The organism is Halolactibacillus miurensis (genome assembly GCF_900116255.1).
Lineage (GTDB): Bacteria > Bacillota > Bacilli > Bacillales > Amphibacillaceae > Halolactibacillus > Halolactibacillus miurensis.
In genome coordinates, this window is record NZ_FPAI01000010.1 from 1 (window position 1) to 13,590 (window position 13,590).

Annotated in this window: 11 protein-coding genes; all 11 read left to right on the top strand. The window is 34.8% G+C overall.

The annotated features are described in order from the left end of the window. A partial coding sequence (locus BM390_RS07835) for an ISL3 family transposase (RefSeq protein WP_143103155.1) occupies window positions 1–727 on the top strand: 727 nt, incomplete at its 5' end. A gap of 656 nt (window positions 728–1,383) precedes the next feature. Next, window positions 1,384–2,154 (top strand): tyrosine-protein phosphatase, encoded by a 771-nt coding sequence (locus tag BM390_RS07840; protein WP_089854066.1) that lies wholly within the window; start codon window positions 1,384–1,386, stop codon window positions 2,152–2,154. 28 nt (window positions 2,155–2,182) lie between these two features. After that, window positions 2,183–4,021, top strand: a complete 1,839-nt coding sequence (locus tag BM390_RS07845) for a polysaccharide biosynthesis protein (RefSeq protein ID WP_089854070.1) — start codon at window positions 2,183–2,185, stop codon at window positions 4,019–4,021. A gap of 834 nt (window positions 4,022–4,855) precedes the next feature. Further along, window positions 4,856–5,986 (top strand): DegT/DnrJ/EryC1/StrS family aminotransferase, encoded by a 1,131-nt coding sequence (locus BM390_RS07855; RefSeq protein ID WP_089854077.1) that lies wholly within the window; start codon window positions 4,856–4,858, stop codon window positions 5,984–5,986. 16 nt (window positions 5,987–6,002) lie between these two features. After that, window positions 6,003–6,647 (top strand): sugar transferase, encoded by a 645-nt coding sequence (locus tag BM390_RS07860; protein WP_501037319.1) that lies wholly within the window; start codon window positions 6,003–6,005, stop codon window positions 6,645–6,647. A 105-nt stretch (window positions 6,648–6,752) separates the two neighbouring features. Next, the gene (locus BM390_RS07865) at window positions 6,753–7,376 is read left to right on the top strand and encodes an acetyltransferase (protein ID WP_089854083.1); all 624 of its coding nucleotides are present in this window, start codon (window positions 6,753–6,755) and stop codon (window positions 7,374–7,376) included. Continuing rightward, window positions 7,373–8,614, top strand: a complete 1,242-nt coding sequence (locus tag BM390_RS07870) for a glycosyltransferase family 4 protein (RefSeq protein WP_089854087.1) — start codon at window positions 7,373–7,375, stop codon at window positions 8,612–8,614. The genes BM390_RS07865 and BM390_RS07870 overlap by 4 nt, the downstream gene beginning before the upstream one ends. A gap of 35 nt (window positions 8,615–8,649) precedes the next feature. Further along, the gene (locus BM390_RS07875) at window positions 8,650–9,768 is read left to right on the top strand and encodes a glycosyltransferase family 4 protein (RefSeq protein ID WP_089854090.1); all 1,119 of its coding nucleotides are present in this window, start codon (window positions 8,650–8,652) and stop codon (window positions 9,766–9,768) included. After that, window positions 9,765–10,862, top strand: coding sequence for a glycosyltransferase family 4 protein (locus BM390_RS07880; RefSeq protein ID WP_089854093.1), 1,098 nt, complete (start codon window positions 9,765–9,767; stop codon window positions 10,860–10,862). The genes BM390_RS07875 and BM390_RS07880 overlap by 4 nt, the downstream gene beginning before the upstream one ends. Window positions 10,863–10,888: 26 nt before the next feature. After that, window positions 10,889–12,208, top strand: coding sequence for a nucleotide sugar dehydrogenase (locus BM390_RS07885; RefSeq protein ID WP_089854095.1), 1,320 nt, complete (start codon window positions 10,889–10,891; stop codon window positions 12,206–12,208). Between the two features lie 58 nt (window positions 12,209–12,266). After that, window positions 12,267–13,589 carry an oligosaccharide repeat unit polymerase gene (locus tag BM390_RS07890; RefSeq protein WP_089854098.1) on the top strand — a complete coding sequence of 441 codons (1,323 nt, stop codon included), beginning with the start codon at window positions 12,267–12,269 and terminating at the stop codon, window positions 13,587–13,589. Window position 13,590 lies beyond the last annotated feature (1 nt).

Sequence of the window (13,590 nt, forward strand, 5' to 3'; positions counted from 1 at the left end):
GGACGCTGGTGGTGAGAAATTTCAGACGGTGATTGTTGATGCCGATAATCGCAAGGTTATTGATGTTTTGCCTGATCGAAAGAAAGAGACCATTACCTCCTATTTACGATCCTGCGATACAGGACAAGTGAGAGCCGTCGTTATGGACTTGTCACGTGGGTTTAAAGAGGCTGTACGAGAGATATTAGGCAATCCGATTATTATCGCTGATCGCTTTCATTACATGAGACAAGTGTACAACGCTTTTGATGAAGTACGTAGAGACGTTCAGAATGAACTCTCAGATGAGGAACGCAAACACATGAAACGCAGTAAAGAAATGTTGTGGAAATCTAGCAAGAAAATAACGTCAGAAACCAAAGAAAAAGCAGATAAAATGTTAAGTATCTCATCAAAATTAAAACATGCTTATGAATTAAAAGATGAATTGGATGATCGGTTCAAAAACAGTGATCTGCATACCGCTAAAGAAAGATTTGAGAAATGTATAGAAAAGCTAGGAAATTCGCCTTATGAAAGCTTTAATAGGGTCGCTCGTACTTTCGAACGGTGGCGTCTTGAGATTAACAATTCGTTTAGCCATCTTTATAATAATGGCGTAACTGAAGGAATCAACAATATGATTAAAGTGATTAAACGTCATTCCTTCGGAATCAAAGACTTTCAAAGATTTCGCAAGAAAATCTTATGGTACCAAGAGGTTAAAGAGATGAGAGAGACACTCTAGCCATTGCGAAGCAACGTGTCCTTTACTTCAAGACTTCTTCTTAGTGAGAGTAAGTTGGGTTCGGGGTCCCGACTTAATCGAACTTAGAAGAAAACGACCATGATAAGCTTAGGCGCGGATGGTGCCTCAAAGGCATTAAAATAACCATTCGACACAAGAAAAATCATCATGGTCGTTATTGAAGTCAAGGATGGCGGATACTACCTCGACTATTATTGATCAAATGAGTGGTGTTTTAGGTACCACCACATTTGACAGAGAACCATTTTTAATCCTTAAGTGATTGCAGAGTAGTTCTATTAGAAAAAAGTTATCGATATACCTAACTAATATATGTTAAGATATTATATATAATGAAACATCACAAATAAACCGAAAATAAAGATTAAGTTGTAAATATGACATAATTGTGAACTATGAGAGATGAAAACAAATGATTTACATATAAGAATAACCCTCTGAAAAGACTCGGATTTGAAGCATTAACATGAAAATTTAGTAGAGAAGTTATTAAAAAAATAATATTAGTATTATAGATAGTTCGATGGTCGCGGTTCGCTTGAAAAATTACAGAAAATTGTCATGAGAAAGGTTCCAATTGGTGGTAAAACGTGCTATACTTTCTTAATGAATGTAATAAATAGAGGAGAACGCTTATGATTGATATACATAGTCATATTTTACCTGGTCTTGATGATGGCGCTAAACATATGGAAGAAAGTGTTAGAATGGCAAAGCAAGCAGCTGATCAAGGCATACATGCAGTCATTGCCACACCGCACCATAAAACAACGCGTTATGAAAATGATCGGTTAGCGGTGCTGGAGGCAGTTCATCAACTTAATACGCGCTTACGTGAAGAGCATATTCCATTAAAAGTACATCCCGGACAAGAAATCCGGGTATTTGAACATATGGGGCATACCTTTGATGAGACTGAATTACTGACTTTAAATGAAACAGGGGTCTATGTGCTTATTGAATTACCTTCACATGAGGTGCCAAGATATACCGATCACTTAATTTATAATTTATCCACACAAGGCTACATACCGATTATTGCTCACCCTGAACGTAATCAAGTCATCATAGATGATCCAGATGTTTTATATGAATTTGTAAAAAATGGAGCTCTTTCTCAAGTGACAGCGTCTAGTTTAACTGGTAAGTTAGGTAAAAAGGTACGTAAATTTAGTGAATCACTTATTGAACATAAGTTAGCTCATGTGATTGCGAGTGACGCCCATCATATTGATCATCGCTCATTTGATTTACAAGAAGCTTATCGGAGTGTAAGAAAACGAATGGATACATCCTATGTCAAACAGCTCTCTGAGAATGCGTATGATATTTTAAATGGTGAACGGATCCATTTATATGAACCAACACGAATAAAATCAAAAGGTCTGTTTGGCTTTTTGAAATGATTGATCATCAAGAGAAAGAAGGGATACTATGAGTTATAGAAAGCGGATGCTGTTATTAGTGTTACTAGATTCATTGATCGTCGCATCAGCTGTATATATTGCCTCGTGGATTGTTTATCCATCGATGGAAATCTTCAGCATGAATACGTTACTTGTATCAGCTGTTACTTTATTACTCTCTCACCATCTATTTGCTTTTGTTTTTAAGCTTTATCATAAGGTGTGGGCGTATGCGAGTATTGGCGAACTCGTTGCGATTGTGAAGGCTGTGACATTAACTATTCTTACGACAGGATTCATTCAATATTTTGTGAATGATTTTTCAATTTACCGTCGTGGGTTATTTGTGACCTGGCTTATACATATTTTATTTATCGGTGGTTCGCGTTTTGCGTGGCGCGTCGTACGAGATCGCTACATTGTTTCAGGTGAAAATAAAAAACGGACACTGATTGTTGGCGCGGGCGCTGCTGGTGCCATGATCGCCCGTCAATTAAAGTACGAAGCAAGTCAATCTGAACTCGATCCTATTGGTTTTGTAGATGATGACACAAATAAGCAAAGATTAGAACTTTATAATTTGTCCGTTATTGGAACGACAGAAGAGCTTTCGACCATCGTGAAGCGCGAGCGCGTGGAGCATATCGTCATTGCGATTCCGTCTGTCACAAACGGTAAATTAAAACGAATCATTACTTTAGCCAATGATACAGGGGCTAAAGTGCAAATTCTACCGAAGATCGAAGATCTTGCGAGTGGAAAAGTCTCGATTAAAGCTTTACGTAATGTTGACGTCGAAGACGTCTTAGGTCGACCATCTGTAGAATTAGACATTAATTCGATTAAAGAAGATATTACGTGCGAGACTGTTATGGTTACCGGTGCCGGTGGCTCAATCGGTTCTGAGATTACCCGCCAAATTATGCGCTTTAAACCAAAACAAATCTTACTCGTAGGACACGGCGAATACAGCATTTATAAGATTGATAGGGAATTAAAAAGAACATTTAGTAACCAAGACACCGAAATCATTCCGATTATCGCTGATGTTCAAGATAGAAAACGCATTTTTGATATTGTAGAAGAGTATCAACCGAAGTTTATTTATCACGCCGCTGCACATAAACATGTGCCGTTAATGGAATATAACCCACACGAAGCAGTTAAAAACAATGTGATGGGGACAAAAAACGTCGCAGAAGCGGCTGATTATCATCACGTCGATACGTTTGTGTTAGTCTCAACAGATAAAGCGGTCAACCCAACAAACGTCATGGGCGCAACCAAACGTCTCGCTGAAATGATTGTCCAAGACCTCGGTCAAAAAAGTGAGACAACCTTTGTGGCGGTGCGATTTGGTAATGTGTTGGGCAGTAGAGGATCGGTTATTCCGCTCTTTAAACAACAGATTGCCGACGGTGGTCCAGTCACAGTCACACATGAAGATATGACGCGTTACTTTATGACCATTCCTGAAGCTTCGCGACTTGTGATTCAAGCAAGTACACTCGCAAGAGGTGGTGAAGTGTTTGTTCTTGATATGGGCGAACCGGTTAAGATTATCGACCTTGCGAAAAATGTCATTAAATTATCGGGATATACAGTAGATGAAATTGGCATAAAAGTTACTGGCATTAGACCAGGTGAAAAGATGTATGAAGAGTTATTAGATGATACAGAAGTGTTACCCGGTGAAGTATTTGAGAAGATTTATGTTGGAAGAACGGGTCACATTGAGATTGAAAGTGTGTTACAATTAATCGCGATATTTAAAGATTTGACTATTCCAGAGTTAAGGCATGCCTTAATGAATATTGTCTATCATCAAGATCAGTCAAGAATTAATGAAGCGCTAGGGATAAGATAAAGCGCCTAATGTAAGCATGTTTTCTTTATGCTAAATCAAAATAACATACATTCATAAGTAAGTGAAACTAAATACCTTATCAAAATCAAAAAGTATCGCTCATTATCGGTTGTAGAGGTTTTCGTATTAAAATCTACTATCAGAAAGAAGATAACAGTGATGAAAAAGAAAAGTGATGGTTTTACTTTAGTTGAATGACTAGCGGCTATCTCCATACTTGCGATCATTGTTTCGATAGCAATACCAAGCATAAATCACTTAATTAAATAATCTGAAATTAACAGTTGTCAATTTAGTGTAGAAGAGATAAGCAGGCACTACCAACATCATTTAATTTCAACTAAATCGGTGCACAGTGAACCTTTGTTTTCTGTTTTTATTCTTGAACAAGTGGATGGGGATATAGAAGAACATTTGTATAACTATGAGAATGGTAGTGTTAAATGTCATATACACGGAACGATATCATCAACAAACAGCGAAGGAGATGATCAACAAGATAACGGTTCAACAGAAGTTCCTTGGCTTTAGTGACCTCTTGTCTATTAAGGGGTCTTCTTTTTCTGATTGGATGGTTAGAGCGACGTGAGTATGGTGAAAGGGGTAAAGAGGGTTCAAGGCAGCAATATCAAGGGTTTCAGCACAACTACTAAATGCACTAATTTTACAGAAGCATTACGCGTAGTCTCATTCAATCAAAGCATATATTTATGCAAGAGATAGTACTGAAAATCAATCAATACACTACATATAGAGAAGAAAATTAAGGTGCTAAATACATAAAAGCACCTCTATACAATACATAGACTTTAGATAAGGAAGGGTGACGGTAATATGGCTGTGAACACATCTAATAAGAAGATATGGCTCGCTTCACCTCATATGAGTGATGAAGGTTATGAAATGCAATATGTACAAGAAGCATTCGATACGAACTGGGTAGCACCACTTGGACCGAACGTAAATGAGTTTGAGAAGGAACTTGCAGCTAAAGTTGGTTCAAAACACGCTGCAGCTATGACTTCTGGAACAGGAGCCATTCATCTAGCTCTTAAAGCTGCTGGTGTTGGTGAAGGGGATATCGTGTTCTGCCCAACCCTTACTTTTTCTGCTACAGCCAATCCCATCATCTATCAGAATGCTACTCCTGTCTTTATTGACAATGATTATGAAACTTGGAACATGGATCCTAAAGCATTAGAGGCAGCCTTCGAGAAGTATGGTGATAAGGTGAAGGCTGTTTTAGTTGTACACTTATATGGTCTATCAGCTGATATGGATAAGATCATGGAGATTTGTAGTAAGTATGATGTAACGGTCATTGAAGATGCCGCTGAGTCTTTAGGTGCTTATTATAAAGGAAGACATACTGGAACCTTCGGTGAGTTTGGAGTGTTCTCGTTTAATGGAAATAAGATCATCACTACTTCTGGTGGCGGGATGCTTGTTTCTGATGATGAAGAGAAGATAAAGAAAGTTAGGTTTTGGTCCACTCAATCAAGAGATGCAGCAAGGCACTACCAGCATAGCGAATTAGGGTTCAATTACCGTATGAGCAACGTCGTTGCTGGGATTGGTAGAGGACAGCTTAAAGTATTAGACCAAAGAGTAGCCAAGAAGAAATATATCTTTGAGTTTTATAAGAGAGAATTAGGTAGTCTTGAGGGCGTAGACTTTATGCCAATCAATGATTGGAATGAGCCGAACTACTGGTTAAGTGTTATGACATTGAAGGGTTCAGTAAGACCTATTGATGTCATGGAAGCATTAGAGAAAGGGAATATCGAATCAAGACCTGTGTGGAAGCCAATGCATATGCAGCCGTTCTTTGCTGAATATGATTGTGTTGGTGGAGATGTTAGTGAGAAACTCTTTGAGAACGGTGTGTGCTTGCCATCTGATACTAAGATGACGGATGAAGATCTTGAGAGAATTTGTGGGATTATAAAATCATTATGGAAATAGAGTGGTTGATATGACTGTGAGTAAAGTTAAAGATGAAGTAAGTGTTAAAAAAGGCATATACAGAAGATTTTTTAAACGACCAATGGACTTCATTCTGTCTTTGATGGCAATTATTGTTATAAGTCCGGTGCTTATAATCGTTGCAGTTCTTGTCAGGTTTAAGCTGGGTAGTCCGGTACTGTTTAAGCAGAAAAGACCAGGGCTGAATGAGAAGATTTTTACTATGTATAAGTTCAGGACAATGACGGATGAGAAGGACGAAAACGGAGAGTTTCTTCCAGATGGTGTAAGATTAACAAAGTTTGGTAGGATACTTAGATCAACTTCACTAGATGAACTGCCTGAATTGTTCAATATCCTTAAAGGGGATATGAGTATTGTTGGGCCGAGGCCTTTACTGATTCAATATCTTGATCTTTACAGTGACCATCAAAAGAGAAGACACGAGGTCAGACCTGGTCTTTCAGGATATGCCCAAGTCAACGGGCGAAATGCTATCAGTTGGGAGGATAAGTTCAATCTTGATGTTGAATATGTGGATAGTGTTAGTTTTATAGGCGATTGGAAGATTATTTTTCTTACCATAAAGAAGGTTTTTGTCAAGGAAGGTATCAGTTCAGATACATCGGTTACGATGGAGCCGTTTAGGGGAAGCAAATAGACGGTTAAAGTATTGACATTATTGTAATCATACATTTATTACTTCATATAAGCGGACAGCAAAGTTTAATTAAAAATCACTTTTTCAGAGAGGAATGTACTGTTCATGAACGACAAATTGATTATTATTGGTGCCAGTGGACATGGAAAAGTTGTGGCTAACATCGCAATAAAAATGAATAAGTGGCAAAGCATCGCATTCCTCGATGATGACAAGTCTATTAAGACATCTATGGGGTTAGAAGTCATTGGTAAGACTACTGATGCTTTTACATATAAAGATGAGGCTGATCTCTTTGTGGCTATTGGAAGTAATGCTACTAGGGAGAAGATTCAAGAGAAGTTGATTGCGGAAGGGTTAAATGTAGTTAGTTTGATTCATCCTAGTGCAGTTATTGGTACTGATGTTGAGCTAGGTCTTGGCTCAGTAGTAATGGCCGGGGTTGTTATTAACAGCTCATCTAGAATTGGTAAGGGGTGTATCATCAACACTAGTTCTAACTTGGATCATGACAATGTACTTGAAGATTATGTGCATATTTCCCCTAGTGTTGGCTTAGCTGGGACTGTAAGAGTTGGAAAGGGTAGTTGGCTAGGGATAGGAAGTATTGTTAGCAATAACGTAAACATCTCCAGTGGTTGCAAAGTTGGTGCAGGGGCTGTGGTAGTTAAGGATATAACTGAACCTGGGACTTATATTGGGGTTCCGGTGAGGAGAGTAGATAGATGAGACAGAATGTGTGGATTTGGAATCATTATGCAACAAATATGTTTTTTGATCAGGCTGGACGACATTACTGGTTTGCAGAAAACCTAATAAAAAAAGGATACAAGCCTACAATCTTTTGTGCCTCTACTAATCACTTTTCAGATTATCATATTGATACTAACGAGAAGCAGTATTCTACAGATTCAGTTGATAGTATTCCTTTTGTTTTTGTTAATACACCTGAGTATGAAGGGAATGGCAAAAAAAGAGTATTGAATGTGATTTCGTTTTATAGAGGGCTTTTTAAAACTGCGAAGAAGTATGCTGAGTTAAATGGTAAACCAGATGTGATTGTAGCTTCAAGTGTACATCCACTTACTTTAGTTGCAGGGATTAAAATCGCTAAGAGGTTTAACATCCCTTGTATTTGTGAGGTTAGAGATCTGTGGCCTGAGAGTATAGTAGTTTATAGCTCATTAAAGAGAAATAGTTTGATAGCTAAGTTATTATACCAAGGCGAAAAATGGATTTATAAAAAGGCAAATTCAGTAATCATGACTTGGGAAGGCGGGAGTCAATATATTAGAAATCAAGGTTGGGATGAACAGGTTGACTTAAGTAAAGTTAAACACATAAGTAATGGAGTGATAATCGATTCTTTTGATAGGAATTCAAAAGAAAACCAGGTTGACGATGATGATTTGAACGACAATAATTATAAGAATTTAGTATATGCTGGCTCGATTAGAAAGGTGAATAATTTAGGACTTTTATTAGACGCAGCAAAATTAGTACAAGAAAAAAATCAATATATTAGATTTTTGATTTATGGAACCGGTGATGAAAAAGAAATGCTCGAGAATAGATGCAAAGAGGAGAACATAAACAATGTAGTTTTTAAAGGTAGGGTCGAGAAAAAGATGATCCCTTCAATTTTAAAAAAATCTTATGCAAATATCTTGCACAACTCAAGCACTTCACTCGATAATTACGGACAAAGCCAGAATAAGTTCTTTGAATATTTGGCTGCTGGTAGATGTGTAATACAAACTTATACAACTGGTTATAGTGTTCTTGAAAAATATAAGTGTGGAGTAAGTGCTATTGAGCAGCAACCTAAAGAAATTGCAGAAATTATACTCGAAGCATGCAAAGATAATGAAAAAGCTGAACAAATGGGTGTGAATGCAAGAAAGGCAGCTTACGAATTTGACTTTACGAAGTTGACCGAGGATTTAATTCGAGTTATAGAAGAATAAACCTAAGTATAAGCTTATAGATTTGAGGTGGAGAAATGAAAGTAATTCATATAAATTCAGATTATGGTAATACAATTTATAAGAATTTGTCTGACGAATTATTTGAACTAGGAGTAGAACAGCGAGTCTTTAAATTTGTTAGACCTAACAATTCACTTGCTAGTGGATATGACGATTATGTTGATGTCAGGCTAAATTATAATAATATTGATCGTTATTTTTTTCATGTAAAACATAATAAAGTTGTTAAAGACTTTTTCGAATATTTATCAGATAAAGATGCAGATATCTTGCATGCACATACTCTTTTTTCCAACGGATATATAGCTTATCAAACATACCTAAGAAAAAACATTCCATACATTGTAACGGTCAGAAATACTGATGTTAATGTGTTTTTTAGACTTATGGTTCATCTTCGTAAGATTGGAATTAATATACTCCTAAATGCAGAGAAAATTATTTTTATATCTCCAGCGCATAAAGAAATGCTTTTTAATAAATATATTCCAAGCAAATATGCAGAGATGCTTATAAAAAAAACTAGTATTATTCCAAATGGAATTGATGAGTATTATTTTGAAAATAAAAATAAACCAAAAGAAATTGATGCAAGCGATGAACTAACAGTATTGACAGCTGCTTGGATAAACAAAAACAAAAACCAGATAAATGTTTGTAAAGCTATTCAAATTCTAAATTTGAAAGGTTTCAATATTAAATATAGGATTGTCGGTGGTGTAGAAAAACATAACACCTATAAAAAATTGTTAGAAGAACTCGAAAGTCATTCGTTTATCAAACTGATACCAAGAAAGAATAAAGAAGAATTAATTGAAGAATATCGTCAAGCAGATATTTTTGCGATGGTATCACATAAAGAGACATTTGGATTATCGTATATTGAAGCTTTGTTACAGTGCACACCAATTGTATATACGAAAAGTCAAGGTGTTGATGGTTATTTTAAAGATGGAGATGTTGGTTACGCTGCAGAATCAAATTCAGTGGAAGATATTGCTGAAAAAATTGAAATGGTTATCGACGGTTATAAAAGATTATCAATGAATTCAGTAGTTGAAGTAGACAAATTTAAGTGGGCATCAATCTCCTTGCAATATAAAGAAATATATAATTCTATCGGGAGTAGGTGATTTTAATTAAGAATATTGCATTTATAATAACTGGAATACACCATATTAGTGGCATTGCATCGGCAACTGCTCTAATAGCTAATGAATTATCAAAAACAAACAAATTTAATATTACATTAATTACTCTGACAGATCGATCAGATACTCAATTTGTGAACGTAAGCGAAAATGTAAAAGTTATCAAAATATTTGATGAAAAAGTTAATTTGAAATTAAGGTTAATTGAAATCATTTTTAAGCTTAACAGAATTCTCAATGACAACAATTTTGATGTAGTAATAGCACCCGCATTAATTTTCTATATTTTATATTTTGCATCCTGGAAAAATAAAAAGCTGAATCTTATTGCGTGGGATCATGCTAGTATCCCAATAAAAAAAGATGTTTTTTCTTTGAAGTATTTAATCAGAAAAATAGCAGCGGAGAAATCAGATACACTTGTAGTAATTACTAAAAAAGCTAAGAGTGTTTACTTACAACAATATAAGAAATCAAAGAAAATAGTACAAATCTATAATACAATCGATGAATTAAATGATGGAAAAAACAACTATAATCTTAATTCAAAGAAAATACTATCTGCTGGTGCTTTAGATAACATCAAAGGGTTTGATATGGCTATTGAAGTGGCACGTATTGCACTAGCCGAGTATCCAGACTGGAAGTGGCATATATATGGAGAGGGTAAGGAAAAAGAAAATCTCCAAGAATTAATAACGAGGAATGGGTTAGAGAATCAAGTCAAGTTAATGGGACATACCAATAAAATGAAGGATATTTACAAAGATTATAGTTTTTATGTTTTAACATCAAGAAGCGAATCTTTTGGGATGGTAATCCTTGAAGCTCAGAAGAATAGCCTCCCAATAATTTCTTTCGATTGCCCTTATGGTCCAAATGAACTTATTAAAAATGAGATTAATGGATTTTTAATTGAGCCTAATGATGTTGAGGAAATGGCACATAAAATTATTGAGATGATTAAGAACCCCAATTTACGTAAAAATATGTCTGATAAATCTATGGTATTATCAGGAAAAACAAACAAACACAATATAGTCTCGCGGTGGGAATCTTTATTAAGTAATTTATAAAAAATATAATATAAGGAAGGTTTAATATGAAATTATTTCAAGATATCTTAAACAATAAAGAGAAAATAGCAGTAGTAGGACTTGGCTATGTAGGAATGCCAATAGCTGTGGCGTTTGCAAAAAAAGTAAATGTTATTGGTTTCGATTTAAATAAAAAGAAAATTGAATTGTATAAATCCGGAATTGACCCAACAAATGAAGTTGGAAATGATGAAATAAAGAATACGGCTGTTGAGTTTACTTCAGATGAAACAAAACTTAAGGAAGCAAAGTTCCACATTGTGGCCGTTCCTACACCAATTAACTCAGATAAAACACCGGATCTTTCACCAGTAGAAGGCGCAAGTAGAATTGTTGGTCGTAATTTGACTAAAGGCTCTATTGTTGTTTACGAATCGACTGTTTATCCAGGGGTAACAGAAGATATCTGCGTTCCAATATTAGAGAAAGAATCAGGCCTAAAATGTGGATTAGATTTTAAGATTGGTTATTCGCCAGAACGTATTAATCCAGGGGACAAGGTACACAGACTTGAAAACATTACAAAAATTGTTTCAGGTATGGATGAAGAGAGTCTCGATGAAATTGCAAAAGTTTATGAGTTGGTTATTGAAGTAGGTGTCCATAGAGCAGGAGCTATTAAGGTTGCAGAGGCAGCTAAAGTAGTTGAAAATAGCCAGCGTGATATTAATATTGCTTTCATGAATGAGTTGGCTATGGTTTTTGATCGAATGGGAATAGATACTAAAGAAGTTGTTGAGGCAATGAACACAAAATGGAACGCACTTGGATTCACACCTGGTCTTGTTGGTGGTCATTGCATAGGTGTAGACCCTTATTATTTTGTATATGAAGCAGAAAAGTTGGGTTACCATAGTCAGATTATTTTATCAGGACGAAAGATTAATGATGGTATGGGTAAATTTGTTGCAGATGCAATCATTAAGAAATTAATCTTAGCGAATAAAGTAGTAAGACAATCTAAAGTAGTTATTCTAGGATTAACATTCAAAGAAAACACGCCAGATACTAGAAACTCCAAAGTGATAGATATTATTGACAGTCTTAAAGGGTATGGCATTGAACCTATTGTAGTTGACCCAGAGGCTAATGCAGCTGAAGCAAAACATGAATATGGTGTTGACTTAGTAGATATCAAGGAAATTAATGATGCTGATTGCTTAGTATTAGCAGTAGCTCATCACATCTTCAAACAAATGAGCTGGAGAGATATTGACAATCTATATGGAAATGTTGAGAATGAAGAGAAGGTCCTTATTGATATAAAAAGTATTTTGGATAAAAAAGAAATTGAGACAAAGGGATATAGTTATTGGAGATTATAAGAATCCAATAGCTGTTTTAAAGATTTAATATAATAGTTTAGCTGAAAGGGGCTATTACATGAAGAGATTTGATACAAATAAATCGAGCTATATTTATATTATCATTTATAGGTTGATGCTGGATTTTATATATAAGGGATCTATAGTAACATCGTTTGGTTATTATGGATTCAAAAATCATAATAGCCCTTTACATTATTTTTTTTCGTGGATCCTGCTCCTAGTATTTGCTCCCGTGATTACAAAAATATTCAGGTGGAAAACATCCCCATCAAAAATAGTAATTTTATTTTTACTTTTGCTTTCGTTTGTGCCATTTACAACAATGTTAGGGTTTCATTCTTTCACCAACACATATTACATTGCAAATATTATTTATTGGCTAAGCCTTTTGATTTTCACTAAAGTTTTCGCAAATGTTAAATTTTTAGAATACAAAAGATTTAATAAAAGTTTAAACAATACTGTTATTTGGATAATGAGCGCTGTCTTCTTATCAGTAGTCATCTTTATTTCATGGAGGTTTACAGGATTTAGATTAAATTTTAATTTGTTTGAAGTGTATGAATTTCGAGAAGAAGCTGGTAACTTTAACTTACCTACTATCATTTCTTATTTATATTCCGCTTCAAATGCGATTAATCCAATAATACTAGTATATGCACTTATAAAAAGAAATCACTTTTTGGCGATGTTTATTATTTTTGTCCAAATGCTAAGTTTTAGTATAAATGGAAGCAAGAGTGTTTTCTTCATTACACTTCTATCTATATTTGTATTTATGTTTTTTAAAAGCACCTTCTTTAAAAAAATACCTCAATATTTTACCTTATTAGGTTTTGCAGCTATATTAGAGACGGGTATTTTAAAAACTAGTTTAATTACTAATTTCATAATAAGACGAGTGAATTTTGTGCCAAATTTATTAAACTATTACTATTTTGATTTTTTCACAAAGTATCAGCCTGATTATTTCCAACAAAGCTTTTTAAGGTACTTCGGATTTCAATCTAATTATACAAGAATTCCAAACTTAATAGGTATGGAGTATTTTGGTAGGCCAGGCATGGCAGCTAATAGTGGATTAATTAGTGATGCCATAACAAATCTAGGTCTAGTTGGAGTTATAATAGCGCCTATGGTTTTAGCAATTATTTTAAAAATATTTGATGATGTTACAATTGGTTTGGACAATAGAATTTTTATAATTCCAAGCATATATATATCTTATGTGTTAATAAGCTCTTTTTTATTTACATCATTATTAACTCATGGATTTTTTGCAATGATGTTTATTTTCTATTTTTTGCCAAGGAAATCAAAACAAGCATTTAAACTTCGAAAGAAATTATTAAATAATTTTAAGCAAAGCAAGGTGTAAG